This window comes from Bacillus sp. FSL P2-0069, from assembly GCF_038593315.1.
GTDB classification, from domain to species: domain Bacteria; phylum Bacillota; class Bacilli; order Bacillales; family Bacillaceae; genus Bacillus; species Bacillus safensis.
This window is the reverse complement of the sequence record NZ_CP151984.1, coordinates 249,046-275,051: the sequence shown is the minus strand read 5'-3', so window position 1 is coordinate 275,051 and position 26,006 is coordinate 249,046. Positions and strand designations below refer to the sequence as shown.

Annotated in this window: 25 protein-coding genes; 8 read left to right on the top strand and 17 right to left on the bottom strand. The window is 43.1% G+C overall.

Translation table 11 applies throughout. The annotated features are described in order from the left end of the window. Positions 1-33 precede the first annotated feature (33 nt). The 3 genes from NSQ34_RS01520 to NSQ34_RS01510 all read right to left on the bottom strand — a co-directional run bounded on the left by NSQ34_RS01520 (position 34) and on the right by NSQ34_RS01510 (position 3,540). Complete coding sequence (locus tag NSQ34_RS01520) at positions 34-1,119, bottom strand: SEC-C metal-binding domain-containing protein (RefSeq protein WP_034283189.1); 1,086 nt, start codon at positions 1,117-1,119, stop codon at positions 34-36. Positions 1,120-1,310: 191 nt separating this feature from the next. After that, on the bottom strand, positions 1,311-2,249 hold the full coding sequence (locus tag NSQ34_RS01515) for a response regulator (protein WP_176967357.1): 939 nt from the start codon (positions 2,247-2,249) through the stop codon (positions 1,311-1,313). Positions 2,250-2,253: 4 nt separating this feature from the next. Beyond that, a complete protein-coding gene (locus NSQ34_RS01510) occupies positions 2,254-3,540 on the bottom strand; it encodes a sensor histidine kinase (RefSeq protein WP_034283184.1) in 1,287 nt (428 codons plus the stop codon). 496 nt (positions 3,541-4,036) lie between these two features. Between NSQ34_RS01510 and NSQ34_RS01505 the strand changes: the two genes are divergently transcribed. Together NSQ34_RS01505 and NSQ34_RS01500 are read left to right on the top strand one after the other, a co-directional pair. Further along, positions 4,037-5,017, top strand: coding sequence for a glutaminase (locus tag NSQ34_RS01505; protein WP_024427212.1), 981 nt, complete (start codon positions 4,037-4,039; stop codon positions 5,015-5,017). Positions 5,018-5,050: 33 nt separating this feature from the next. Then, positions 5,051-6,478: an alanine/glycine:cation symporter family protein gene (locus NSQ34_RS01500; protein ID WP_024427211.1), complete on the top strand. Its 1,428-nt coding sequence runs from the start codon at positions 5,051-5,053 to the stop codon at positions 6,476-6,478. Positions 6,479-6,517: 39 nt separating this feature from the next. Here NSQ34_RS01500 and NSQ34_RS01495 read toward each other — a convergent pair whose 3' ends face one another. From NSQ34_RS01495 to NSQ34_RS01480, 4 genes are all read right to left on the bottom strand, one after another. After that, positions 6,518-7,378 carry an alpha/beta hydrolase gene (locus NSQ34_RS01495; protein WP_267542866.1) on the bottom strand — a complete coding sequence of 287 codons (861 nt, stop codon included), beginning with the start codon at positions 7,376-7,378 and terminating at the stop codon, positions 6,518-6,520. A 303-nt stretch (positions 7,379-7,681) separates the two neighbouring features. Beyond that, entirely contained in the window at positions 7,682-8,047 is a 366-nt protein-coding gene (locus NSQ34_RS01490; protein ID WP_252050039.1) for a VOC family protein, read from the bottom strand. A gap of 100 nt (positions 8,048-8,147) precedes the next feature. Then, on the bottom strand, positions 8,148-9,530 hold the full coding sequence (locus tag NSQ34_RS01485) for an amino acid permease (RefSeq protein WP_034283178.1): 1,383 nt from the start codon (positions 9,528-9,530) through the stop codon (positions 8,148-8,150). A 66-nt stretch (positions 9,531-9,596) separates the two neighbouring features. Beyond that, a complete protein-coding gene (locus NSQ34_RS01480; RefSeq protein WP_342501019.1) occupies positions 9,597-11,105 on the bottom strand; it encodes an AMP-binding protein in 1,509 nt (502 codons plus the stop codon). Between the two features lie 261 nt (positions 11,106-11,366). Between NSQ34_RS01480 and NSQ34_RS01475 the strand changes: the two genes are divergently transcribed. Next, a complete protein-coding gene (locus tag NSQ34_RS01475; protein WP_012008812.1) occupies positions 11,367-11,804 on the top strand; it encodes a MarR family transcriptional regulator in 438 nt (145 codons plus the stop codon). A 212-nt stretch (positions 11,805-12,016) separates the two neighbouring features. Here the strand turns inward: NSQ34_RS01475 and NSQ34_RS01470 are convergent, their stop codons facing one another. The 4 genes from NSQ34_RS01470 to NSQ34_RS01455 all read right to left on the bottom strand — a co-directional run bounded on the left by NSQ34_RS01470 (position 12,017) and on the right by NSQ34_RS01455 (position 16,503). After that, the gene (locus NSQ34_RS01470) at positions 12,017-13,150 is read right to left on the bottom strand and encodes a zinc-dependent alcohol dehydrogenase (RefSeq protein WP_098677766.1); all 1,134 of its coding nucleotides are present in this window, start codon (positions 13,148-13,150) and stop codon (positions 12,017-12,019) included. A gap of 158 nt (positions 13,151-13,308) precedes the next feature. Continuing rightward, entirely contained in the window at positions 13,309-14,331 is a 1,023-nt protein-coding gene (locus tag NSQ34_RS01465; protein ID WP_034283168.1) for a quercetin 2,3-dioxygenase, read from the bottom strand. A gap of 80 nt (positions 14,332-14,411) precedes the next feature. Continuing rightward, complete coding sequence (locus tag NSQ34_RS01460; protein WP_240491084.1) at positions 14,412-14,984, bottom strand: TetR/AcrR family transcriptional regulator; 573 nt, start codon at positions 14,982-14,984, stop codon at positions 14,412-14,414. 37 nt (positions 14,985-15,021) lie between these two features. Next, positions 15,022-16,503 carry an amidase gene (locus NSQ34_RS01455; RefSeq protein WP_070326736.1) on the bottom strand — a complete coding sequence of 494 codons (1,482 nt, stop codon included), beginning with the start codon at positions 16,501-16,503 and terminating at the stop codon, positions 15,022-15,024. Positions 16,504-16,690: 187 nt separating this feature from the next. On the opposite strand from NSQ34_RS01455, the gene NSQ34_RS01450 reads away from it, so the two are divergent. Then, complete coding sequence (locus NSQ34_RS01450) at positions 16,691-18,304, top strand: S8 family serine peptidase (protein WP_254001546.1); 1,614 nt, start codon at positions 16,691-16,693, stop codon at positions 18,302-18,304. Positions 18,305-18,343: 39 nt separating this feature from the next. Here NSQ34_RS01450 and NSQ34_RS01445 read toward each other — a convergent pair whose 3' ends face one another. Continuing rightward, on the bottom strand, positions 18,344-18,883 hold the full coding sequence (locus NSQ34_RS01445; protein WP_217008865.1) for a DUF402 domain-containing protein: 540 nt from the start codon (positions 18,881-18,883) through the stop codon (positions 18,344-18,346). 111 nt (positions 18,884-18,994) lie between these two features. On the opposite strand from NSQ34_RS01445, the gene NSQ34_RS01440 reads away from it, so the two are divergent. After that, positions 18,995-19,198, top strand: a complete 204-nt coding sequence (locus NSQ34_RS01440; protein ID WP_217008864.1) for a hypothetical protein — start codon at positions 18,995-18,997, stop codon at positions 19,196-19,198. A 47-nt stretch (positions 19,199-19,245) separates the two neighbouring features. On the opposite strand, the gene NSQ34_RS01435 is transcribed toward NSQ34_RS01440, so the two are convergent. Further along, positions 19,246-19,794, bottom strand: coding sequence for a GNAT family N-acetyltransferase (locus NSQ34_RS01435; protein ID WP_034283161.1), 549 nt, complete (start codon positions 19,792-19,794; stop codon positions 19,246-19,248). Positions 19,795-20,007: 213 nt separating this feature from the next. Here NSQ34_RS01435 and NSQ34_RS01430 point away from each other — a divergent pair, with 213 nt between their 5' ends. Further along, positions 20,008-21,225, top strand: a complete 1,218-nt coding sequence (locus NSQ34_RS01430; RefSeq protein ID WP_041116512.1) for a multidrug effflux MFS transporter — start codon at positions 20,008-20,010, stop codon at positions 21,223-21,225. Between the two features lie 17 nt (positions 21,226-21,242). Here the strand turns inward: NSQ34_RS01430 and NSQ34_RS01425 are convergent, their stop codons facing one another. The 4 genes from NSQ34_RS01425 to NSQ34_RS01410 form a co-directional block, all read right to left on the bottom strand. Continuing rightward, the gene (locus NSQ34_RS01425; protein ID WP_167753092.1) at positions 21,243-21,413 is read right to left on the bottom strand and encodes a hypothetical protein; all 171 of its coding nucleotides are present in this window, start codon (positions 21,411-21,413) and stop codon (positions 21,243-21,245) included. Beyond that, positions 21,410-21,997, bottom strand: a complete 588-nt coding sequence (locus tag NSQ34_RS01420; RefSeq protein ID WP_061110436.1) for a DUF1700 domain-containing protein — start codon at positions 21,995-21,997, stop codon at positions 21,410-21,412. The genes NSQ34_RS01425 and NSQ34_RS01420 overlap by 4 nt, the downstream gene beginning before the upstream one ends. Further along, entirely contained in the window at positions 21,990-22,307 is a 318-nt protein-coding gene (locus NSQ34_RS01415; RefSeq protein ID WP_024424392.1) for a PadR family transcriptional regulator, read from the bottom strand. Before NSQ34_RS01415 ends, NSQ34_RS01420 begins: the two co-directional genes overlap by 8 nt. Before the next feature lie 98 nt (positions 22,308-22,405). Continuing rightward, on the bottom strand, positions 22,406-23,236 hold the full coding sequence (locus NSQ34_RS01410; RefSeq protein WP_024424393.1) for a YitT family protein: 831 nt from the start codon (positions 23,234-23,236) through the stop codon (positions 22,406-22,408). Positions 23,237-23,572: 336 nt separating this feature from the next. On the opposite strand from NSQ34_RS01410, the gene mmuM reads away from it, so the two are divergent. After that, complete coding sequence (mmuM, locus tag NSQ34_RS01405; RefSeq protein WP_342501018.1) at positions 23,573-24,511, top strand: homocysteine S-methyltransferase; 939 nt, start codon at positions 23,573-23,575, stop codon at positions 24,509-24,511. A 46-nt stretch (positions 24,512-24,557) separates the two neighbouring features. Next, complete coding sequence (mmuP, locus tag NSQ34_RS01400; protein ID WP_176967361.1) at positions 24,558-25,961, top strand: S-methylmethionine permease; 1,404 nt, start codon at positions 24,558-24,560, stop codon at positions 25,959-25,961. Positions 25,962-26,006 lie beyond the last annotated feature (45 nt).

Below are 26,006 nucleotides of genomic sequence, written 5' to 3'. Positions count from 1 at the left end.
CTGGCCTCTGAAGGAGCCGCGTCTTTTTTTAGATTATACTGTCGCCTCTTGCTCTTCTTTCACCGCTTTTTCGATATCTTTAAAACGGCTCGATACAGTCGACGCACTAATACCATACTTTTTCGCTACTTGTGCTTGAGATAGCGGGGCATCGCTTGCAAGTGAATGAATGTAGTATTCGATTCCGGCAGCAAATGACGCTGCTTTACGGATCACAGGTGATTTCTGATCACAGTAGGCTTTCCAAACCGTTAAAGCACCATCTGTCAGGCTTTGGTCACCGTGCTCCTTCATTCCGTCTTCAATCAGCTTAGCTGTTTCCAGCTGGACGTCACTTGCCCAGTCCATACGATCTGCTGATAGACCTGCATCGCCTTCTGTTTGAGCAGGTGTCTCTGATTCTTCTACTTCTTGCTTCGCAAACATACACTTCAGCACATCAGGAAATGATTCTCTCATAAATGTGCTGCGCGCTCCTCCATTTGCTTCATATGCGTCAACAAGCTGGCGGACCTGAAGAAGAAGAGTATCTGTAAACTCTTTCGCAAACATCGTATATTGAATGAAAAACTCTGCCTTTTCTTCAAATTGAACAGGAAAACCAAGCACGAGACTTCCCTTTTCAGGCAGTACCGTTTGATCAGGTTTTACATCTACTTCAACCTTCTCCGCTGTTATCATATTCTCAAAGTAAAGAGACTCGTCCGTTTTTTCATTTAATAAAAGCAATGATGGCTCCATGTCTGTCCAAGACTGGACCACTTGTCTTGTTTTCGGACGGGTAATATCCTCTGCCTTCTTCGTCAGGAATTCTTGGAAAATGGTCTCTTTCTGATCAGTTAATGGACGGAAGAAGATGCCCCATACACTCAAATGGAAAACTGAGATTTGTTGCGTTTCTTTATCCATATCTGCAAGGAAAGAAAACTCATTAATGAATTGATTGATCGCTCTTTGATGCTTAGAAAAAGCATAATTCATTAAATCCTTTTGGACTTGTACAGCTTCCTTAAACACAAGCTCAGACGTTTGTTCTCCGCCTGATTTTTGACCACAGCAATGTTTATATTTTTTTCCGCTTCCGCAAGGGCAGAGCGCATTTCGTTTAATTTTTCCCAAAATAAAACCTCCGACATTCTAGTCTAACCTCACTATTTTAACAAACGATTGCACAGGAGGGTTTCATTTTCAAGAAAAAAGAAAAATCAGAATGATCAGTTAAATTATAAAAACACCTGAAGATCACGATAGATCATAGGATAGACAGACTTCCTCTGTTTATTTTCTCCAATCATACCAACAGATTTTCCTCAGCTCATTCCTTCGAATAACTGCTTTGCCTCAAAATAAAAGATTTGTACGAATTTCTTTGTATTGACTCTGCCCGTCGATCCTGCGGGAGAAGATGCCTTCTGCATTTCTTTCATTCTTTGGCTGACATCGGTAAAATCGAAAAACTTCGACGCGTAGTGCTCAAACTTAGGATTTGAGAAATCTGTTAATCCTAGTGAGGCAAAATGATTCAAGGAATGATGAATAGCTCGTCTAATCCGCTGCTCCGCCGCTTTCACTTCCCGCATCACCTCTACATCGGTTGCATCATGAGCCAGTTTTCTTTCTGCTGTTTTGATAAACAGCTGCTTTAGCGGCGGGAAATTGACCTCATGAGAATTGGCTGACTGTGTTTCATGTAAGTAGATGAGTATCTCCAGTAAATCTTTAGAGCCGCTCTCGCCGACAATTCCCAGCTCAGATAAGAGGAACTCCCCAGCTTCTTTCATCGTCCTTCTCTTCGCCTCAGCGCCCGCACCTTGAGAAATCACAGGCTCTAATGGCAGCACGTGGCGAAGAGAGGCTTGTATATCGTAAATCGATTTTTCCAGCTTGATACGCTCCATGACTTTTCGAATCACACTGACGATTTCAATGCGATTGACAGGCTTATGGATATAATATTCAATCCCTAGTTCATAGGCTTCTGCCATCATCTCTTTCGCCTCTACTTGGGAAATCATAATGACCTTGCCTTTGAATTCAGGGTGGATATGGCGGATGGTTTGAATGCCATCTCTAGCAGGCATTAAAAGATCAATCAAAAGGATGTCTACTTTCTTGAGGTTCAGTGAATGTGCCTCTAATCCAACTCCGTCACCCGCTTCATCTACGACCTCTCCCAAATCCTCATCCTCAATGATTTGACCTAAAATCGAGCGTATTGCACGATCATCATCTGCAATGAAGAATCGCATACACTCACCCTCTCTGTATTAAATTTTGTATAGGAAGGACAAGCAGAAATGCTGTACCTTTTGTTTCTTTTGGTTCGATTTGAATATGACCGCCAAGCTCTTGTACCAGCTCTCTCACATAGGATAAGCCAATCCCAGTAGACGGTGTTCCAAATGCATCAAATTTGGAGGTATACCCTGGATCAAACACAATCTCTCTCATTTTTTTAGGAATCCCTGGTCCATCATCTTCAATCCGAATCTCTATTTTATCATGACTTCCTTTCAATTCGAGTGAGATCATCCCGGTATCTTTTATTGCTTCGACTGCATTGGCCATTAAATTATTAATCAGCGATAAGAAAATAAACACATGATAATCATGCAGATGAATGCCCTTAATATCAGATGTAAAGGAGATGTTTTTCCCAAGAGATAGAGCATACTTCTCTTGAATGCGGATCACAATTTGAACGAGCTCTTCCGCCTTCATATAGTCTTGCATATTTTCCTTCGAAATCAGCTTTGAAAGCCCAGCATAAATACGCTGATTATCCTTTTTCACTTCATGAATTTCTCCTGCAAGCTTTAACAGCTCCTGACTCAATTTTTTCCCTGCTTCGTGTTCATGCAGCAGACGGTAAAGCCGGTATGATTCCTGTGTAATATGCTCTGTATGTTTTAACGTTTTCTTTAAATGCACCGTTTCTTCGTATAAATTCGAAATGACCATCATCATATGCTCATTTTGTTTCATGATCTGCTTTTCTCTTGATTGCGCCTCATACAGCTTCATCATATTAAAAAAACTGATCACCACAAAGCTGTGAGCAAACGCAATGAGGAACATATCGCTCAGCTTTGATAAGGTCATCGTTGTATCAAACACTAAAAATTGTACAAACAGCTCGACAAAATCAGCAACTAATTCGATCATCAAACCGATGATCCCAATGAAAATAGAGCGCTGTTTAAAGCGTCCCGTACGGACGGCAAAAAACAGGAAAGCATAAGTGAAATAGAAAAAGAAGCTTGGGAATTGCTGATAAAATGAAGAAGCTAGATCAGCATTCTGCTGAATCAAATCTAAGCCTACCCGAAAAAGCACAATAGCTGCGCCTGTTAAAAATCCCGGCAATAGCGGTCTAGATTTTCTTAAGAGTAATAAGCAAAAGAAAAACGCAGGTGCGCCAAAGCTGATGCGAAACGTCTCATTCACAGGATAAAACTTCAGCTCTCCTGCAAGCGGCACAATGACCATCATAAAAATTAAAATGAATGCGTCCTTTTTGACAAGCTGATTTAAACTCAAATGACTGACATCCCTTCCCCTGTTTGCATAGCCACAGTATACAAGGAGTCTCTTTTCTCCACAATGTACAAAAAAATAATTTTCACTTCTCCTTTTATCCTCAAAACCCTTTTTTATGACTATTCTCCGGGGCAGCAAGGTGACCTTTCAGCTATTCAGTGTTTTGAGCATTGACGACAATAATCGACAGACTGATTTTTATTTGTAAGTTTTTCTGTAGATTTACGTCAGATTGTGTAGTTTCCAAGATAAATTGAATGAACAATTTTAGTGAAACTATATGTAAGCGTTTTCTGAATTTTCACTAAAAACCCTTTTTGTTTTTCCGCCGACAATGCCTTCATTTGTACATATATTTAGGTGTAAAGGAGTGGTGCAAGCAGCGCATGACAAGTTCTTTGAAGATGTGTAACATGTTTTCGTGCCTATTTGATCGCATTTTTTGTCATCCGTCAATTCAATAGGGTACTTTTTGATTTTTGATTGGAGGAATCGTATGAAAACAGCAATTTCTAAAAATACACAACACGCATGCCAGTCTTCTGTTGATCAATGGGCAGAAGAAATACGTCCGTATTACACAAACGGGCAGAATGCTGGCTACATTCCAGCACTTGGAAAAGTGAATTCCTCTCAACTTGGTATCAGCGTGATAGGCCCAGATGGATCATCTGTACGATATGGTGATTGGGACGTTCCCTTTACCCTACAAAGTATCTCAAAAGTCATCAGCTTTATAGCTGCCTGTTTAGGAAGAGGCGTACCTTACGTCTTGGATCGGGTAGATGTAGAGCCAACTGGTGATGCATTTAATTCCATCTACCGTCTTGAGATGCACAAACCAGGGAAGCCCTTTAATCCAATGATTAATGCTGGAGCTATTACCGTATCCTCCATCCTTCCCGGAAAGACTTCTACAGAAAAGCTAGCATATATTTTCGATTTAATCGAAAACTTAATAGGTAAGCGTCCTTCTGTTAATGAAGAGGTTTATCAATCAGAATGGGCAACTGCACACCGAAATCGGGCACTTGCTTATTATTTAAAAGAAACCAATTATTTAGAATCGGATGTCGAGGACACGTTAGAAGTGTATTTAAAGCAATGTTCCATCGAGGTCACAACAGAGGACATCGCCTTGATTGGACTGATTATATCAAGTGATGGCTACCATCCCTTTAAACAAGTCCAAGTCATCCCAAAGGATATCGCCAGACTAACAAAGGCATTGATGCTGACATGCGGCATGTATAATGCGTCTGGGAATTTTGCTGCTTTCGTAGGCGTTCCAGCCAAAAGTGGCGTGTCTGGAGGCATTATGGCTTGCGTTCCGCCAAGCGCAAGAAGAGAGTTCCCGTTTCAGACAGGCTGTGGAATTGGCATTTACGGTCCCGCCATTGACGATTGCGGAAATAGTATTACCGGTGTCATGATGCTGAAAAAGCTCGCCAAAGAGTGGGATCTCAGTATTTTTTAAAAAGAACAGTGATGAATTCGAAGAGGTGATGTTATGAACGAAAAAGCTTTGCTATCTTATTTAACACATACAAATGATTTTATTTGGACTTATATTGTGATTGCTCTGTTACTTGGTGTTGGGGTGTACTTCACATATAGAACACGCTTCCTGCAAGTAAGAATGATCAAAGAAATGCTGCGTGTCCTGAAGGAAGGAAGAAAAGAAAAAGAGGGAATATCACCGTTCCAAGCATTTGCCATCAGTATGGCAGCACGTGTAGGGACAGGGAATATCACAGGGATTGCTATCGCTATTGCCATTGGCGGCCCTGGTGCCATCTTTTGGATGTGGATCGTAGCCATTATCGGTTCTGCTTCAAGTTTCGTTGAAAGTACACTAGCTCAAGTATATAAAGTAAAAGACAAAACAGGTTTCCGCGGTGGACCTGCTTATTACATGGAAAAAGGGTTAAACAAGCGCTGGATGGGGATTTTATTTGCGATCCTGATTACGATTTCTTTTGGAATCGTCTTTAATGCGGTTCAATCAAATACGATCACTGTCGCTTTTAAAAACTCCTTCGGTTTAGACCGTTTAACCGTCGGTATTGTGATGGCTGTCATTTTTGCAGCGATCATTTTCAAAGGCATCCAAGCGATCGCAAAGGCTTCTGAATACATTGTCGTTGTGCTTGCAGTAGCTTACATTGGAATTGCGTTCTTTGTTATTGTCACAAATATCACGGAACTTCCTGGTGTCATCAGCACGATTGTGAAACACGCCTTCGGGTTTGAACAGTTCGCTGGGGGTACGCTAGGCGGTGCTTTATTACAAGGGATTAAACGCGGTCTCTTCTCAAATGAAGCTGGTATGGGTAGTGCACCTAACGCAGCAGCAACGGCTGTCACAAGCCACCCTGTTAAACAAGGATTAATCCAAGCATTCGGCGTGTTAACAGATACGTTAATTATTTGTACAAGCACTGCCTTCCTTGTTCTGTTTTCTGATGCGTATAAAACAACAAACCTGCAAGGAATTGAATTAACACAGGCTTCTCTTAGTCAGCATATTGGACCATGGGCCTCTGGCTTCCTTGCCATCATGATTTTCCTATTCGCGTTTAGTACATTGATCGGTAACTATTACTATGGGGAAACGAACATTGAATTCCTTGGAGCGAACAAAATTTGGCTTAACATCTATCGAATTGCCGTTATTGGAATGGTTCTGTTCGGTGCGGTTGCCACTGTTCCTCTCGTTTGGGGTCTAGCCGATCTCTTCATGGGACTCATGGTCATCGTCAACCTCATCGCCATTACCATGCTGTCTAAGGTCGCCTTCGCAGCACTGAAGGACTACACGAGACAGAAAAAAGAAGGCAAAGATCCTGTTTTCTATAAAAATGCCGTTCCAAACAATGAGAAAATTGAATGCTGGGACGACGAACCTGCTGCATTGAAAAAGAATCAAATCGGATAAATCAAAAAAGCTCTGGTCAACTGATCAGAGCTTTTTTCTTTATGTCAAAAATTCAAGTATGAGTTTGTTGACAACCTCTGGTTTCTCATGATTGATCCAATGAGAGGCATCATCGACAAAGATCAGCTGGCCATTTGGACAGATCTTTATCGTTTCCTTCGCCAGCTTTCTGCTTAAAAATTTGTCCTCCATCCCCCAGATCATGCGAACAGGAACGAGAATTCGTTTGGAAATTGGCTTTTCAAAGCCGCCTTTTTTGATGGCTCGATACCAATTCAGCATTGAGGTCAAGGCGCCTGGCTGCGTCCAAGCGAGCTTGTAGCTTGAGACATCTTCCTTCGTGAACAAATGCGGTCTTGCCGTCAGCCCAATGGCTTCATCCAGCTTTTGAAAATGATTTTCTTGAAGTGCTGCCTCTGGAGCATTCGGAAGCTGAAAAAAAGCGATATAGGAGCTTTTCTTCCACTGCGGCGGATAAAAAGGAAGAACCTTCATCATCACCCGCGGATGCGGCATATTGACAATGATTAATTTCTCGACATATTGAGAACGGGTTGAAGCCAAATGCCAAGCAACAGCTCCGCCCCAGTCATGTCCGCCGACAATCGCCTTTTGGTTCCGGCTCAGCGTCTTGATCAAACCCACAATATCATCTCTCAGTTTATCTAATACGTAGGATTCGACTCCTTCTGGCTTGTCACTTAGATGGTAGCCTCTTTGATCAGGAACAACAACCCGATAGCCTGCCTCAGCCAAGGGGATGATTTGATTTTTCCAGCCGTACCAAAACTCAGGAAACCCGTGGAGCAGCACAAGCAGCGGGCCATTTTCCGGTCCAGCCATTGCTGTATGAAGTGTTACACCATTTGTTTGGATTGATTGAAACTCAATTTGTTCCATTCCTTTGCCACCCTTCTCCTGTCCTTTTATTCTTCCAACATAGCATATTTTCCATTTTTCAGAAAATAAAAACACTCACAAAAAAACCTTCACACTGGTGAAGGTACAGATTGTTGACAAAGGGCTAAAATGATCTTGAATTTAGCCCTTTGTCTTCTTTTCAGCGTGATAGAAAACCTTTGCAGTCTAGGAAGGGCAAGTACCGGAGCGAATTGGACATTCGTGAGCATCGGAGCGCAGACCTGACACCGAATGCGAGGGTTTGTCTACACGCTGAAACTTCACACTCGTGAAGGTCTTCGTCTATTTCATATAATTCAGAACCCAGATCAACCCATTTTTCCGGTCCTGTACTTGTCCGTGAAGTGCGCCAAAGAAGGTATCCTGTAATTCGACCAGTACATCTCCATCAGCTTCCAGCGCTTCATAGACAGCCTTTAGTTCTTCTTCATTGTCGAACTGCATGATCAATCTGAGATTCTCTGGCTTTGGCGTGCGTCCAAATGCATCTGAAAAATGAAGCAGTGATTCCCCAAGATGCAATTCAGCATGCAGGACACGGTCCTGGTGTTCATTTAAGATCTGAATATCCCCACCAAAAATCCCTTGATAATATTGAAGAGATTCTTTCACATCTTCTACAACAATATAAGGACTAACACTAATCATATCCCTCATCCTCCTCTTGTTCCGTCCATTATCTCTTTTATAGCTTATCCCAAATCGTATGAAAAAAGGCACAAATCGTCAACGGATTTGCACCTTTTTCTCATGAAGATTTCGCTAATTCACTGTGTTTGTTTGAATACGCTGCATACATGACGACACCGATTAACAGCCAAACCCCAAAGTAAAGCCATGTCCGGCCTGGTAAGTTGAGCATAAGGAACAAGCAGCAGCCCATTGATATAATCGGCAAAACCGGCACAAAAGGAACCCTGAAGCCCCTCTCAAGCTGCTGATGTGTCTTTCTCAAAATAAGCACAGATAAACTGACCATGGCAAACGTTAATAACGCACCGATATTCGCTAAGTTGGACAGATCCTTCAAATCAATAAAGCCTGAAATAACAGCTGTCATTCCGCCAATCATCCATATGCTAGCAACAGGCGTATCACTTTTGTTTGTTTTTGAAAACACTTTAGGCAAAAGTCCGTCTCGGCCCATCGCATAGGCAATTCGAGTTGCCGCATAATTATTGGCGAAAATCACAGCCATCAATCCAATGACCGCACCAACCGAAATAATACCAGCCACACTATTTTGATGTACACTTTGCAGAACATATGACATAGCCTCTGTGACATTCAGCTGTGTATAGTGCACCATGCCTGTCATGACCAAACAAACGACAATGTAAATGATCGTACAAATAAGTAATGACCCTATGATCCCAATTGGCAGGTTCCGCTGCGGATTTTTCACCTCTTCTGCTGAAGCAGAAATTGCATCAAACCCTAAAAAGGCAAAAAACACAGCAGCAGCACCGGCAATGACACCTTCTGCGCCAAACGGCATAAACGGCTGCCAATTGGATGGCTGTACATAAAAGCCGCCTACTACAATGAAAAGAACAATAATCCCGAGTTTCACAAACACCATGATATTATTAAATTTTTTACTTTCCTTCGTTCCTCTAGATAAGATCCACGCAATCAGTAAAGCAATGATAATCGCCGGCAGATTCATATATCCGCCTTGCTCCGGCCCCGCTAAAAATTGATGCGGAATCGAAATTCCAAATCCCTCGAGCAGGCTGTTGAAATAACTCGACCAGCCGCTGGCAACAGCTGAAGCAGTCAGCATATAGACGGATAATAAGGTCCATCCCATTAAATGGCCTACAAGCTCGCCCATGGTCGTATATGAATAAATGTATGCACTGCCGAATACAGGAAGCGCTGAAGCCATTTCTGCATAACAAAGTGCTGCCAAACTGCACACAATGGCTGCAATCGCAAAGGAGAAAATGACAGCTGGTCCTGCATCCTTAGCCGCTGTAATTCCAGTTAACACCATAACCCCTGTACCAATCACTGCCCCTATACCAAGAAGCGTGAGATCGAGCCCGCCCAGCGTTTTCTTTACCTTTTGCTGTCTGCTCTGTTCCAACAAATCGTGAATGTGTTTCTTACGAAGAATATGTCGCAAACCCTTTCCCTCCAAAACGTTAGAAAAACAAAAAATCATTCAAATTTCATTATAGCAGAATAGGTACTAAGCATTCACAACCAATTCACGTAAATCTTTCTTCATGATTTTACCAAGCTTGTTTTTTGGCAGCTCACTGATGAAATGAATGGATGGCACTTTGTAATCTGCCAAACGTTCCTGACAATAGTTCACCACATCTTCTTCGCAGAAATCGGCGGATTCGTCTTTTACGATATATGCACTTGGCACTTCACCATATAATTCATCCGGCACCCCGATGACAGCTGATTCAATCACACCTGGAATTTGTTCAATGACTTCTTCTACTTGATCAGGATAGATATTATCTCCACCGTATAAAATCACATCTTTGTATCTGCCTGTGATAAATAGAAACCCGTCTTTATCTAGATAGCCTGCATCTCCCATATGGAACCAGCCATCTTTGAGCACCTTCGCAGTAGCATCAGGCTGATGATAATAGCCTAAGAAATAAAATGGGCTTCTCATGACGACTTCGCCAATTTCTCCAGCTGGCAGTGTTTCATCAGTCTCAGGATGAACGATTTTCACTTCTACATCTGGATCCACTTTACCAGCAGAGCCCATTTTATCCTCGCCCATCGCAGGATGCCACGCACTGACAACCCATGCTTCCGTGCTTCCGTAGCCATGCATCATCTGAATGCCTGCTTCTTTGTAGTCCTTAATCAAACGGACCGGCACCTTCGTACCGCCAGAAATCGCAATTTCAAAGGATGAAAGGTCATACGAACCGCGTTTCATTTCTTCCAGCATGTACGTATAAGCTGATGGGAAAGCCATCATGAACGTTATTCTTTCTTTTTCGATCGTTTCTAAAATGCGCTTCGGTGTTGCATCATGTAAGAAAACTAGCGTATACCCCTCAATGGCAGCGGCGATCAGATGATTAATTGAACTCATATGATAGAGAGGGTGACTCGCCAAGTACCGTTTCCCTTTCAAGTCAAATCCTCGATTCCCGCGTCTTGTTAAAAATTGATAGATTCGTCCATGTCCGACCATACAGCCTTTTGGATTCCCCGTTGTCCCAGAGGTAAATAAGATCATCGCTAGATCCTCTTCTGTTACCTCTTCCGCAAGATCACTGCCAGCATTTGAAGCCAATATGTCTTCAAACAGCTGCGTTGTTTTCGCATTTACACCAGATTCCACCATGAGACAGTTGTCTAAAGACACATTCACCGCAGCAATCATGTCACGGAATTCTCGGTCAAAAAATAAAGCCTTTGGCTCTGCTTTTTTCAAAATACCTTCCAGCTCAAAAGAAGTAAGCTGCCAGCTAAGCGGAACTGCGACTGCACCTGCTTTAATGGCTGCCAGCATAATCGTTGAAAAGTGATGATGGTTTTGACAAATAAAGCAAACGCGGTCACCTTTTCGAATTCCTTTTTGATGTAAGTAATGAGCAAGCTGGTCGATGCGTTTTGCATATTCTTCAAATGTATAAGACACCCCTCCGCCAGTTACCGCCTCAATTTGTGAAGAGCGTTCCATTCTGTCGTTGAGTAATGCCTGTAAAGTATTCAATATCTTCATCTCCAAACGTTTGATTTCCAATAGCCAATTTCCAGCGAATTGGGTTGGCAGATTTTATCTCATTCACATTCTAAAATAAAAACAGCTGAAAGTAAAATCATTTCATTTTGGAATTGTTCTTTATATTAATTGATAATATAGGTAATTTTATAGCCGTCTTCCATTTTGGTTTAAATCATGTTGATTATTATGATAAGATAGACCTAGTAATTGATCGGAAATGCGAATGCAATAGGAAAAGAGGTATGGAGAATGCAACATTTCGAGCTAGAGGCAAGTTTGTTAGACCATGCACTGACAAAGTATTTAAAAGCGACGAAACAAATAGATGAAGAAAATATTCCGAAAAACGTCACGAATGTTAAAGGGTTTATTTTACGTATCATCTACCGCCATCAATCATGTACTGTGAAAAATATTCTGCAGGAAGTTTCATTATCTCCCTCTGCAACAACAACCGCTCTCAATCACTTAGAAGACGAAGGGCTGATCATCCGCTCTCGAAATAATAATGACCGCCGTACTGTGTGGATTGAACTCTCTGAATCGGGTGAACAAATTGCTAAACAAATGATCGACAATCGCCAGCTGCTTGTGAATCAATTGTTCAACCACCTTTCAGAGGAAGATAAAAAAACATTTTTTGAATTAATCGAAAAAATGATGGACGAGCACACATTAAAGGCTTAGGAATACTCCTAAGCTTTTAGATTTTTGACAAAGGGCTAAAAGCTCTTTGTCTTCTTTTTTCAGCGTGATAGAAAACCTTTGCAGCCCTAGGAAGGGCGAGTACCGGAGCGGAGCGAATTGAACATTCGTGAGCACCGGCACGCAGACCTGACACCGAATGCGAGGGTTTGTCTACACGCTGAGGCTTAGGAATACTCCTAAGCCTTCTTTTTTTATGGCTTTAAAACGACCTTTATACAATCATCCTGTTTGTCATTGAAGATGTGGTACGCATGAGCAGCTTCATCTAATGGCAATTTGTGAGTAATAATCGCTCTAGGATCAATTTCACCGCTTGTCACTTTTTGATAGAGCTTTGACATGTATCCTCTCGCCGGGGCTTGGCCCATTTTCAGGGTGACGTTTCTTGCGAAAAAAGCGCCTAATGGAAACATGTTGTACAGGCCGCCGTACACACCCGTCATCTGCACTGTTCCACATTTGCGAACGGCTTTTGTGGCAATTTGAATGGGTCCGATCGTTCCGCCTTGCAGCTTGAGTTTTTGCTCAATTTTTTCAAGCGGCGACTTCTTTCCGTCCATTCCCACACAATCAATCACAACATCGGCTCCGCCCTTGGTGAGCTCCTTTAACGTTTCTCCCATGTCGGGATCTTCTGTAAAATCAAAGACCTCCACGCCGCTCATTCGTTTTGCATGCCGCAGGCGGTAATCAATGTAATCGACGGCAATCACACGTTCTGCCCCTTTTTGCCAAGCAAATTGCTGCGCCATTAACCCAACAGGACCACAGCCTAGCACGATGACCGTATCGCCTTTTTTCACACCTGCGTGCTCTACGCTCCAATAGGCGGTTGGCAGGACATCTGATAAGAAGAGCAATTGTTCATCCTCCAGCTCACAATCCTCTGGAATCTTAAACGGGGTGTAGTTGCCAAAAGGTACGCGTAAATACTCTGCCTGTCCTCCGGGATAATTCCCATATTTCTCACTATAGCCAAAAAGCCCACCCGAATCGTAGTGCGGGTTTGAGTTGTCACATTGGCTTTCTAAGTGATGATCGCAATATTGGCATTTACCACATGCAACAGTAAATGGAATGACGACACGGTCTCCCTTTTTTACGGCTGTGACATCCGGGCCAACTTCCTCCACAACCCCCATTGGTTCATGCCCAATTACATAGCCGATTGGAAGCGGGAAATTCCCCTGATACAAATGTAAATCTGATCCACAAATTGCTGTTGATGTAATACGTATGATCACATCTTCCCGATCTTGAATCGACGGTGCATCTACTTTCTTCACTGCAATGCTATTTTTCCCTTGATAAGTAACAGCTCTCACATGCACTTCCTCCTTTAGCTCAAATCATCTTTACATAGCTTCACCTTGAATGAATGGTTCATTCATCAAATGAGCAATTTATGTGGAGGAGGCAAAAAACAAAAAAAGCCTGTCGATTGTTTCGACAGACTCATGATGTTGTGTAACGCGTTACACAGTTAATCTTTTTCGACAAAAAACAAATCATATTGAGTTGAAGTCTCCCGATCGAACATGAAGTTCCCTTCTTGAATAAAATAAGGACATATACTTGGGCTTGGAGATTCTTCAAACTGTTCATACACCTGCTCAATTTCTCCTGGAAGCAGCAAAACCAACATTTTATTTGAATGAGACACAAATTCATAAGAGTGAATCGTATCCGGCGGGATATAGGCAAAGTCACCCGGCATCAAGCAAATATCCTCTCCGTTCAAATGAAGGTTCATCTTCCCTTCAACACAATAGATTGCTTCTGTATGAACTTGATGATAATGCGGCGGGAAATATTTCTCCTTCGCTCCTTCAACCACAAAATGACTGAATCCGCCTCCTGTTGTTTCTACTGTTGCAATCAGCTCATGAATTTGGCCATCAATGATGTATTGCTTCCCTTCACCAGCCTCTAATACATAAGGCTGTACCTCGTGAGGAAGCTGACTATGAAATAAAACGGAGGGCCTCGTTGTATTAGACAGTTCTCTGATTCCATGCATCAGGATGATATCGCTTTCTTTTTCAGCCTGCTGAAAACTGGCTGCATCAAAAGCATGATGTGTCATAGACCATTCATTCTGAAAAAGCCTCTTTCCAATTTGCTGATAGACATCTGTCATTTTTCCGCCCAGCGTATATGAAATAAATCTTGTTTTATGACTATGCATTCTGTAGCCATGAATCGTTTTGGGCGGGATATGAATATAATCAAAGGCTGTGGCCATGTATTTTTTACCGTCCAGCATCACTTCAAGCTTTCCTTCCAGCACAAAAATAGTTTCAAATAAGTGCTCATGACAGTGCAGCGGGAAATAAGCTCCTTTCCCCCCTGTGATTAAGGCAAGCTCAAACAGCTGATTCGTTTGATTTGCTTCTGCCAGCATATGAACAAGCTGATTCTCCAGCCCATACAGCTTTCCGGAACCAGACACGGTATAAAAAGAGGTACCTTCGGATTGCTTCATCGATTGCGGTTGCTCCGACATCCCATCACTCCTCGTGACAAATTGACTATCTATATTATATAGACCAATTGATATAATAGATAGACAATATGCGAGAGATTTTACTCATCTCGCATAAATAAATGTCTAAGGTAACTTTTTACGTGTTCTAAAGGGGTCGTTTGTTTGAGTGCAGTGGTCATCGATAAACCCCCGATGACCATTGAGTGAAGGAGAGAAGCCAGCTCATCCGCTTTGTTTTCTTCATACCCGCTGTTCATTAGCTTTTCTTTTACAAGCTCCTGCCAGCGGATCATTTCTTGTTTGCATGCAGCATGAAGCTGCGCGTTTTCAGGCTTGGACTCTGCCGCCAGCAAGACAATTGGAATCCCTCTTTCACTTTCTTTCTCCATAAATCCTCGAATGATCTTTGTCATAAAACGATCGATGGCGATATATGGGTCATCCGAATAGGCAAAGCCTTCTTCAATTTGATTAATGACCTTTTGACTAATGTGTTCAACAGATGCAATAGCCAGCTCTTCTTTTCCATTTGGAAAGTAATAATAAAGAGAGCCTTTAGGTGTGCCGCTCTCTCTGATAATTTGATTCAATCCTGTCGCATGGTATCCCTGTTTACGTAAAAGAAGTGCTGCCGTTTGAATGATTTTGTCCTTCGTACTCACGTGTGACACTCTTTTCCCTCCATAGACCAAAGTCGCTTATCATGCGTTATCGATTTAATTGACTAGTTCCTTTCCAAATCGAGGATGTCTCCATTTCCGCCGCAAGCCTGAGCAGCCAGTCCTCTTTTCCTTTAGGTGCTGTCACCTGTACCCCTAAAGGCATGCCCGCGCTAGTCAGATGAACAGGAACACTCATTGATGGCTGACCTGTTAAGTTGGCAAGCTGTGTAAATGGGGTGTAGGTCAAGCTCTTGAGGAACATGTCATAAATAAGATCCTGCTGTGCTTGCATTGAAAGGGATGACACACGTAAAAGTGCGGCTGTTTCCTGATCTGAATGCATAAGCTCACCTACCTTTGGAGCTGAATAGGCAGTAGCTGGTGTCACATAGAGATCGTAGGTTTGATGAAATGATGCCATTTGTGCAGCAGCCCGATCCCACGCATCAAGACTTTCTGTATAAGCAGCAGCGGTCACATTCTTGCCAGCCTCCGCCAGCACCCATGCCACGATGTCCGTTTCCTCCGGCTTTACTGGACGCCCTAACGAACGAGCCAAGGAAGTGAATAACGCAGACATTTCTCCGCTGTTCATCACGTAATATTGCTGCATGAGATGAACCCCATCAATTTCTGGCTTGGCTTCTTCTACTTGATGACCCTGCTCACTCAACCATTTCACTGTTTGCTGAACCGCCCGCTTCGCCTCCTCACTGACCTTCGTGCCAACTGGAGATTCTACGCTGTAAGCAATTCGCATAGAAGATGTACGTTTCGCCAGATCCTCTTGGTAACTGCCATCGTATAACGGAGTTTGGAAAGCAGCTTCAGGTTGAATGACTTGAAGTAGATCAAGAAGGGCTGCACTGTCCCGTACTGTTTTTGTGAGTGTAAAGTCGATGGAAGCCCCTTGCCACTGCCTTCCTGCGCCTGGGCCTACCGGCGTTCTTCCCCGCGTAGGCTTAAGGCCGAACAAACCGGTAAAGGATGCTGGGATCCGGATGGAACCACCGCCATCACTTGCTCCGCCAGCAGGTACAATGCCGCTTGCAACAGCTGCTGCTGTCCCGCCGCTTGAGCCGCCCGGAGAATAGTCCGTATTCCAAGGATTTCTCGTTGGACCATGTAAAGCAGGCTCCGTCACATTTCTTAAACCGAATTCCGGTGTATTTGTATGTCCGATCATGAGAAAACCAGCCTGCTTCAACCGATCAACAAAGTGCGAATCCGAATTTGCTTTTACATCCTTTAACAGCAAAGCTCCTGCTGTCAGCGATTCATTTTTAATCCCTTGCGATATATTTTTCAGCACAAACGGAACACCAGCAAATGGCTGATACTCATGTAACTCCTTGATGTCTTTTAAAACTTGTTCTTGTCTCGTCCGTATCACAGCGTTTAGTTCTGGATTGACCTCATTCAATCTATCAAATGCAGCCTGCATAAGCTCCTCGGGCTTTACCTGCTTATTCTGCACAAGTGCTGCCAAGCCAGCCGCATCATACGTCATATACTCTTTTACGTTCATCAGCATGTCCTTCTTTCTCTTATCATGATGTCTCTATTGTCTACTAGAATTCTATGAATTTCAATTTCAGGTTACTTGTAAAAATAACTTTCTGAACAAGACGACAATTCTACTATCCCATCCCTCTGCTTTCTCCGATATAATAGAGAAAAAAAGACCGAGATCATCGGATGAGAGGAGCCACGCATTGAAAAGGAAATTACTTATCGTCATTGCGTTTCTTCTTGCGTTGACAACTGCTTTGCCCTTCCATTCGCAGGCAGCTGCACCGCCAAAAGAAACAGATGTCATCATCGTCTATAAAAATCAAAAAGGAAAACAAACAGCGATTGAGGAAAGTGAGAAAGTGAACGCACAGTACATACATCTTCCCGCTGTCGCTGTGACAGCAGATGAACAAGCGGTCACCTCACTCAAAAAAGACCCAAACATCGCTTACGTCTCAAAAAACGTAAAGGTTAAACTCGCGGCTTCTACTGTGAAGAAAACAGCCGCTGCTACTAATCAGGATGCATTGGTACAAAAATCTTACAATCTGCAAAAACTAAATATCAAGCAAGCAATAAAAGAAGGCGTCACTGGTAAAAATGTAAAAGTAGCCGTTTTAGATACTGGCATTTTCTCACACGAGGATTTAAAGGTATCCGGCGGTAAATCATTCGTGAACTACACATCCTCTTATAAAGATGATGAAGGACATGGCACACATGTCGCCGGCACGATTGGTGCGCTTAATAACGATTATGGAACAGTCGGCGTTGCTTCTGGTGTGAAGCTGTATGCTGTGAAAGTGTTAGATAAAAAGGGAGAAGGCGACCTGTATAGTCTGCTTCGAGGCATCGATTGGGCGATTACCAACAAGATGGACATTATTAATTTAAGTTTAGGCTTTGAAGACAATATCCCCATCTTGCGTTCAGCAGTAGATGAAGCCTATAAAAAAGGACTGCTCGTGGTTGCTGCAAGCGGAAATGATGGAAAAAAGAATCATATTAGCTACCCTGCCGCTTACAATAGTGTCATTGCCGTTTCTGCAACGACTGACAAAGACAAACTTGCGTCTATCTCGAATACAGGGAAAGGGATTGAATTTTCTGCCCCTGGCGAGAACGTCATCAGTACCTATTTGAAAAATGAATATTGGTATGCAACGGGGACATCACAAGCTGCACCGCATGTCACAGGAATGCTGGCACTGTTAAAGCAGCTTCATCCGAAGAAAACAAATGCACAGCTTCGCACTTTATTGCGCAGCTATACAGTGGATCTTGGTGCAAAAGGGAAGGATCCGCAATTCGGCTATGGCCGCGTGCAATATGTGACGCAATCCACCTTTTTAAAGGCTGCGGCAAGTGCTGTCAAAAAAGCCGAAACATCTAAAAAGCAGGCAGAGGTCAATCAAGCCAAAACGAGAATTGGCCGGCTCACTGCAAGCAAGCAAAAAACAGCACTCACAGAACGGGTGAAGAAAGTCCAAGCAACCATTGATATCCGCTCGGCACGTGCAAAGGTCAAAGCAGCCGAAAAAAACAAAACACAGAGCGCTATTAAAAGTGCTCAAACGGCCATCAAAAAACTAAACAAAGGCAAAGAAAAAACAAGCCTGCAAAACCGGCTTGACAAAGTCAAAAAACAAGTCGCTTATCAAAAGAAAGTGACAGATGCTAAACAAAAGGTCAAAAAAGCAGAAGCCAAACGAACAAAGAAAACAAAAGCAGCGGCTCAAAGCGCTGTCAAACAGCTAAAAGCCTCCAAAACAAAAACCAATTTACAAAAACGATTAAACCGTATTAAGGTTTAACAGAAAAAACGATTCCTTTCAGCGAGGAATCGTTTTTTTCTATTTCAACATTGGCTCAAACAAGCTGTGATGATAATTCCCTTCGGCATCTGCCCTCACTTGATCGAGAATGCTTTCTAACGAAGCCGTCACGCCTTCTAATGCCCGCCGTACTGCGCCGTTCTCAAAATCCGTTAAACTCTCCGGCAATTCATCTTCATCCAGCACAAAGACATCACCATTCGGAAGAACGAGAAGATCAATAATGAGGTCTTCAAACATGACCAGCTGCCCGTTGAACTGTGTATCTCCCACCATATTCAAATAAGATCCTAGTTCCTTTCCTTGATCATCTCTCCAGAAATATATGTTATAAGGACGATCCTTCCAATAATAGGCGGTCGTATAGCTCCCTTTTGGAATGGTCAGAAAACCAGCACCTGCCCTCATCGTAAATGGGTCTTCAATCTTGTGAAACAGCACAGCCTGCTGTCCCTGTGCATCTAACAGCTGACAGGTATGTTCCACAACTTTCTGATCGTATTTGATTTTTCTCTCGATGACTTCATCCCAACGATCCGCATGCAGCGAAAACAACATGTCACAACTCCCTCTAAACATCTCGTTTCTTTCCAGTATACACCGATTTTTTCTGAAGAAATAAAGGATTGCCTCATTTACTTATGGAAGCCCTATGAAGAGGTGAAAGAAATGAACGGAATCACGATTCTTGAAAACTTTACACAGCTTGGACAAATCATCCTCATGATTTGCGGCTATGTCCTTTATTGGCAGCTGGTGAAAACGAAGAAAGAACGAAAGCTGTCTCCTTATGAGCGCATGTTAAAATTCTTTGTCATGTTCGGTTTAATATCCTGGGGGGTATCATATTGGGCGCTGGCACTGTGGGCGTAAATTGAAAAAAGGAAGAGCTGCCCGTGCAGGACTTGCTCTTCCTTTTATTACGCGTGATTTGATGAACCTGCCGGCTGTTCTTTCTTGATCACATATTGATAGCTCTTGACATGTGTCCCATTTTGGTTCACAAATTCTTTATCAAGCGCACGCTCAAAGCCCATTCGTTCATATAAGCGAATGGCGGCCTGCATTTTATCAGATGTATGAAGATACAGGACATTTTCGCCCCATGATTGCGTCAGTTCAATACTTTTACGCAGCAATGACTCTGCAATGCCTTTTCCCCTCACATCGGGATCTACTCCTAAAAACCGGACGATGGCTGATGTAATGCCCATTTCGGGTTTATCATACGCTTGCTCTGATGAGCGGAACATTTGAAGCGTCCCTACGACTTTGCCGCCAAGCTCCGCCACAAGCATCAGCTCCATGTTCGGATTATCTACAGCTGCTGCAAGCGCGGCAGAATAATTTTGCCAGCCTTCCTCTGTAAATTGAGGTTCATACTGTGCATAGGATTTGATCAGCACGCGTGTGATAGCCTCATGATCTTCTTTGACTGCTTGACGAATGATCAGCTCTTGCTGCTTCATGTCAGCACCTCCTGCTCTCTATTAGTGGATATACGTATCATGCAATCACTGCATGCGATCACCTTACTCTTTTCTCTACTCATTCAATGTAAAGAGTCTCATTCGAAAGATCAATCATTTTGCACGAAATCATCTTTGAAAAATTTTCATTGAAAAGGAACGCTTGATTCATTATGCTGTGTTGAGGAAGTATACGAGGAGTGTTGTCATCATATGAGTTCTTTATCTTATCCCCAAGAATCGAAAAAAAATCGATTTCTCCTTGCCGCATTGCTCGGATCTTTAACCGCCCTTGCTCCGCTGGCAATGGATATGTATTTACCTGCTTTACCTAATATCGCCCGTGACTTTGAAGCAAGCACGGCGTTGTCTCAATTAAGTCTGATGGCTTGTCTCATTGGACTGGCGCTTGGCCAGCTGATTGCAGGCCCGATCAGCGATACGATCGGCAGAAGAAAACCGCTGATGATTGGCTTGACCATCTTTATTGCGGCATCCCTTCTTTGTACAGTGGTCACATCGATTTGGACGTTCATTCTTCTTAGATTGATTCAAGGACTTGCTGGATCAGCAGGCATTGTCATTGCACGAGCCATCGTACGAGATCATTATGAAGGATCAGAAATGACGAAATTCTTTGCATTGCTGATGTTAGTCAATGGGGTTGCTCCGGCAGCGGCACCTATCGTGGGCGGACAAATGTTACGGTTCACGACGTGGCAGGGTGTGTTTGTTCTTCTAGGAATCCTCGGAGCGCTAATGCTCCTAAGATCAATGTTTTCATTGAAAGAAAGCTTACCTGCGGAACGCAGACAGACTGGGGGCTTCAAACAGATCCTAGGTGCGATGAAAATTCTAGCGAGCGATCGTCTCTTTGTTGGATATGCCCTATCACAAGGTCTAGTCTTCGCAGCGATGTTTGCCTATATTTCTGGTTCACCGTTTGTGCTTCAAGATATTTTCAACCTTTCTCCACAAGGATTTAGTGCGGCCTTTGCGGTAAATAGTCTTGGGATCATCACGGCTGGACAAGTATTTGCCCGAGTTGCTGCGAAAATTGGTGAAGAGAAAGTCCTTCGCATTGGATTGCTGACAGCTGCATTAGGTGGAGTCACTTTATTTTTCATGATCTCAATTGATGCAGGATTGTACGGTATACTGATTCCGCTGTTTTTTGTTGTCTCAAGCGTTGGAATTGTCGGCACCTCTGCCCCGTCTCTTGCGATGCAGCATCACGGAGCGCATGCAGGAAGTGCAGCTGCACTGATCGGTGTGGCGCAAATGCTGCTAGGCGCCTGCATGACACCTCTTGTCGGACTAGCCGGAAGCCAAACAGCCTTTCCAATGGGTCTGATCATTATGCTTTGTGATCTAGGCGCACTTTGCTGTTATTTCTTCTTTGTGGCCCGAGCGAAAAAAAGACCCGCATAAGCGGGTTTTTTCATTTATTATGGCTTGCTCCAATTGATGGTGCGGAACACGTTGCTCTGGTTATTGTTGTGATATGCATCTAAATCAAAGCCTGATAGTCCAAAACCAATTGTCATGACAATTCCTCCGGCAACGGTGAAGATGATCCCCCATTTGATGCATTGCTTTTTTAAATCATTCAAGTTCATACTCTCACAACCTTCTTTTTAAACATTCCCATGAATGCCTTAGTGGTTTGAATAGTCATTTGCACAAATAGCTTTGTCAAATACGCCGTGGCTATGCCGCTTAATAATCCGACACCTAATAGAAGAATACCAACGCCAACCTGCGTCACCACCACATGCAAACCGTCCTGAAAAATAAATGGAGAACCAATGATGCTCCAAAAACCGCCGAGCAGACCAGTAAGCGTCAATGCACCTGTCACGAGTGGAATGCACCAAATCACCATATACACAGAAAGAATCAGCAGGAAGACTGTTGCTAGAATACTGCCCCATAACGGAAAGCCTAAAATGAGAATGGAGAGTCTTGTGGCTTTTTCTCCAAACGTCGGCACCTGAACGGTTTTTATACCTTGTTCCTTCATAATCCCTTCAGCGATCATAGCAGGCTGTCCGACTTGCTGAACCGCTTCCTCTTCACTGTAGCCATCTTCCTGATAATCCTCAATCATTTCATCGTAGTATTCGATAAACCGATCACTATCTTTGTCGCCTAGAAGATGCAGATGCTTCTTTAGGCTGCTCAAAAATTCTTTTTTATTCATTGCCCTGTCCTCCAGAAATAAAGTCGTAAATCGCCATCACCTGATCCCATTCCTCTAAAAACTGCGCCATATGCTCCCGCCCGCTTTCTGTCATACGGTAGTATTTTCTTAATCGACTGTTATGTTCCTGGGAATAGGTCTCCACATAATTGTTTTGCTCTAAACGTTTTAAAATCGGATATAATGTCGATTCTGAAATCTCAATACAATGGGACATATCTTTAATGATTTGATAACCATAGGAATCGCCTTTCTTTAATACCGCCAGTACACAAAATTCCAGTAATCCTTTTTTTAATTGTGCATTCATGTTTACAACTCCTAACTATTTATACTATACATTACATAGTATTGTGTGACAAGAGGTATGGAGAATAAAAAAAGACCCTTTTTAGGGTCTTTTCATTTTTATATATTCACAAATCCTTCTCCGAACACATCGCGTACGTCATGGACAACAACGAATGCGTCTCGATCTATTTTCTTAATAATTTTCTTAAGGCGCATGAGCTCCTGCTTTTGAATGACCGCGTAAAGAATTTCCTTCGATTCCTTTGAATAATGACCGCGTCCGTTTAAAATCGTTACGCCTCGATCTAAGGTGTGATTGATTTCTTCCGCAATATCATCTTTGCATGAAGAAATAATCGTCACTGCCTTTTTCGTGTTAAGTCCTTCTATCACGAAATCCATCACCTTTGTCGCCACGTACAGCATCACAATGGTAAACATTAATTTTTCCGCACCAATAATAAAATAGGAAGCAAATACAACGATCAGATCAAAGAACAAAATGGCATAGCTCACGTTCCAGTCTAAATACTTGTTGGCAATTCTTCCGAGAATGGCAGAACCCGCCGTTGTTCCACCTGCTCTGAGCACAAGACCAATCCCAATTCCGATGATAATTCCTGCAAAAATCGCTCCAATGATCAACTCATGTACATTCACGACCCATGTTGTGGTCAGGTGTAAAAATAGGGAGTTACTTGCAACGGCAACCACCGTATAAATCGTGGTCTTTTTGTCCAAGTATTTATATCCCACAAGTAATAAGATCGCATTCAACACAAGGTTCGTCAGCCACGGTGCTATTTCAAACAAATAATAAAAAATGATGGACAGCCCCGTGACACCGCCTTCACCAAATTCAAGCGGAATGACAAACATGTTCACTGCTGCGGCAAATAAAAAAGAACCAACTAGAATCATCGCTATATCTTTTACACATTTTTTCAATTTCTTCTTTCCTCCTTTTTTAAGCATATAAAAAACCCTCTTTCTGCACGAAAGAAGACAGTCGTTGGACAACATAAAAATCAAAAGACGGCGCCTTTTGACGAAGCTTTCTGAAATCAATCTTTCCATAATATATATCTCTTTTTAGAGGCTGTCAATGACTTGGTTTTCTATTATTTTGACTGCATTTTTATACATCAAAACCCGCATGTTTTCTGGGTTTTTCCGCCCTACGATGCTTTTTCCTCTCCTTGACAAAAACACTTTAGTCATTTAAACTACTGCCTCATATCATATCCATCATTTCCGATCTAAAAAGGAGGCTGTTTGATTCCAATGAATCCTATTCAAAGCCGTTTACAGGCTCACGCACCTTTGATTTTAGACGGTGCATTAGCAACAGAGCTTGAACGAAAGGGCTGTAACTTAAACGATCGTTTATGGTCAGCCAAAATACTTATTGAACAGCCACAATTGATTCAGCAAGTACACTTGGACTACTTCCAAGCAGGTGCTGACTGCGCAACAACCGCCAGCTACCAAACAACGATTGAAGGCTTTGCTGAAAAAGGCTATACAAAAGAAGAAGCGATTGAACTCATGAAACGCTCTGTCACTCTAGCGAAAGAGGCACGCGATCTTTTTTGGCAGGATGAAGCGCGTCGTGAAGGACGGACAAAACCATTTGTCGCTGGATCTGTGGGGCCATTCGGCGCTTATTTGTCTGATGGTTCAGAATATAAAGGAAATTACAGACTCTCAGAGCAGGCTCTCATTGATTTTCACAGACCAAGAATTCAGGCATTAGTAGAAGCGGGTGCAGATATTCTTGCATGCGAAACGATTCCTTGTCTGATTGAAGCAACTGCCATTGCAAAGCTGCTGCAAGATGAATTCAGCGGGACATCTGCTTGGATTACATTCAGTGCAAAGGATGGCCTGCACATTAGTGAAGGTGATTCCATACGAGATTGTGTACAGGCGCTTGAGCCTTATGAACAAATCGCTGCTGTCGGCGTGAACTGTACGCCGCCGCAATTTATTACTTCTCTCATTCAAGAAATGAAAAAGGGAACGAGCAAACCGATTGTGGTTTATCCAAACTCAGGTGAAATATATGATCCTGAAGAAAAGGTATGGAGCGGAGATACGTCACATCTTACTTTTGGGGAATATGCACATCAATGGTACAAAGACGGCGCGCATATCATCGGCGGCTGCTGCCGGACGACCCCAGAAGATATCAATGACATCTTAAAACGAACCACATCATAGCATCATGAATCATCACACATACTTCTAAGCAAAAGGGCGGGAAGACATGGAACAAGCAAAAGATCAGTCACAACAATATCAACGAAAAATGACGAGCCGGCACCTGTTCATGCTTTCTCTAGGCGGCGTCATTGGAACAGGGCTCTTTTTAAGCTCTGGGTATACCATCAATCAGGCCGGACCTGCGGGGACCATTCTTGCCTATCTTGTCGGGGCTTTAATTGTCTACCTCGTGATGCTTTGTTTAGGCGAGCTGTCTGTCGCAATGCCGGTCACAGGGGCTTTTCATACGTATGCAACAAAATATATTGGACCTGGTACAGGCTATACGGTCGCTTGGCTATACTGGCTGACATGGACAGTGGCACTCGGTTCGGAATTTACAGCGGCAGGACTATTAATGCAGCGCTGGTTTCCAGACACTTCGGTTTGGATGTGGAGTGGCGTTTTTGCTCTTCTCATCTTTTTACTGAATGCATTTACGGTCAAGTTTTTTGCAGAATCAGAGTTTTGGTTTTCCAGTATTAAAGTGATGGCTATTATTCTCTTTATTATTCTTGGCGGAGCTGCAATGTTTGGTTTGATCCCATTAAAGGGCGGTGAGGCCGCTCCGTTCTTTTCTAATTTCACTGGGGAAGGCGGACTTTTCCCAAACGGCTTTTTACCGATTTTAATGACGATGCTTGCGGTCAATTTTGCTTTTTCAGGTACAGAGTTGATTGGGATTGCTGCGGGTGAAAGCGTCAATCCTGACGAGACCATTCCAAGAGCAATTCGCACAACCGTCCTGCGTCTCGTCCTGTTTTTCGTTGGAACGATCGTTGTGTTGGCTGGCTTGATTCCAGTAGAAGAAGCCGGGGTGATCAAAAGCCCATTTGTCGTGGTATTTGATCGTATCGGGATTCCTTATGCCGCAGATTTCATGAATTTTGTCATCCTGACCGCGATCTTATCTGCCGCAAACTCAGGATTATACGCATCATCTCGTATGCTTTGGTCGCTTTCTGAGGAACGGACACTTCCTAAAAAACTGGCGAAGCTGACGTCAAAAGGCATTCCTTTGAATGCACTCATTTTAAGTATGATCGGTGGTATTCTTTCTTTGCTATCGAGCGTGATCGCACCAGAAACGGTATATCTTGTCCTAGTGTCAATCTCTGGACTGGCCGTTGTGGTTGTATGGATGGGGATTGCTGCCTCACAGTTTATGTTCCGGAGAAGATTTTTAGAGGAAGGCGGACAGCTTCATGATTTATCCTTTCGAACACCGCTCTATCCAGTAGTTCCGATTGCAGCCTTCCTCCTATGTCTTGCATCTGTCATTGGCATTGCCTTTGATCCAAATCAGCGGATTGCCCTCATCTGCGGCATTCCTTTCATTGCGCTCTGCTATGCTGCCTATTACGTGACAGCTTGGATTCAGAAAAAACGAGAAAAACCTGGTGTATAAACATCAGGTTAAAGCTCAAAGCTGAACGTTCAAGGATCAAAGCTC

Excerpts from the sequence above, each read along its gene's own strand:
- NSQ34_RS01515 (WP_176967357.1), bottom strand. The coding sequence starts at position 2,249 with ATGCGATTCTTCATTGCAGATGATGATCGTGCAATACGCTCGATTTTA.
- NSQ34_RS01505 (WP_024427212.1), top strand. The coding sequence starts at position 4,037 with ATGAAAACAGCAATTTCTAAAAATACACAACACGCATGCCAGTCTTCT.
- NSQ34_RS01500 (WP_024427211.1), top strand. The coding sequence starts at position 5,051 with ATGAACGAAAAAGCTTTGCTATCTTATTTAACACATACAAATGATTTT.
- NSQ34_RS01495 (WP_267542866.1), bottom strand. The coding sequence starts at position 7,378 with ATGGAACAAATTGAGTTTCAATCAATCCAAACAAATGGTGTAACACTT.
- NSQ34_RS01490 (WP_252050039.1), bottom strand. The coding sequence starts at position 8,047 with ATGATTAGTGTTAGTCCTTATATTGTTGTAGAAGATGTGAAAGAATCT.
- NSQ34_RS01475 (WP_012008812.1), top strand. The coding sequence starts at position 11,367 with ATGCAACATTTCGAGCTAGAGGCAAGTTTGTTAGACCATGCACTGACA.
- NSQ34_RS01465 (WP_034283168.1), bottom strand. The coding sequence starts at position 14,331 with ATGTCGGAGCAACCGCAATCGATGAAGCAATCCGAAGGTACCTCTTTT.
- NSQ34_RS01455 (WP_070326736.1), bottom strand. The coding sequence starts at position 16,503 with ATGAACGTAAAAGAGTATATGACGTATGATGCGGCTGGCTTGGCAGCA.
- NSQ34_RS01445 (WP_217008865.1), bottom strand. The coding sequence starts at position 18,883 with ATGTTGTTTTCGCTGCATGCGGATCGTTGGGATGAAGTCATCGAGAGA.
- NSQ34_RS01440 (WP_217008864.1), top strand. The coding sequence starts at position 18,995 with ATGAACGGAATCACGATTCTTGAAAACTTTACACAGCTTGGACAAATC.
- NSQ34_RS01435 (WP_034283161.1), bottom strand. The coding sequence starts at position 19,794 with ATGAAGCAGCAAGAGCTGATCATTCGTCAAGCAGTCAAAGAAGATCAT.
- NSQ34_RS01430 (WP_041116512.1), top strand. The coding sequence starts at position 20,008 with ATGAGTTCTTTATCTTATCCCCAAGAATCGAAAAAAAATCGATTTCTC.
- NSQ34_RS01425 (WP_167753092.1), bottom strand. The coding sequence starts at position 21,413 with ATGAACTTGAATGATTTAAAAAAGCAATGCATCAAATGGGGGATCATC.
- NSQ34_RS01420 (WP_061110436.1), bottom strand. The coding sequence starts at position 21,997 with ATGAATAAAAAAGAATTTTTGAGCAGCCTAAAGAAGCATCTGCATCTT.
- NSQ34_RS01415 (WP_024424392.1), bottom strand. The coding sequence starts at position 22,307 with ATGAATGCACAATTAAAAAAAGGATTACTGGAATTTTGTGTACTGGCG.
- mmuM (WP_342501018.1), top strand. The coding sequence starts at position 23,573 with ATGAATCCTATTCAAAGCCGTTTACAGGCTCACGCACCTTTGATTTTA.
- mmuP (WP_176967361.1), top strand. The coding sequence starts at position 24,558 with ATGGAACAAGCAAAAGATCAGTCACAACAATATCAACGAAAAATGACG.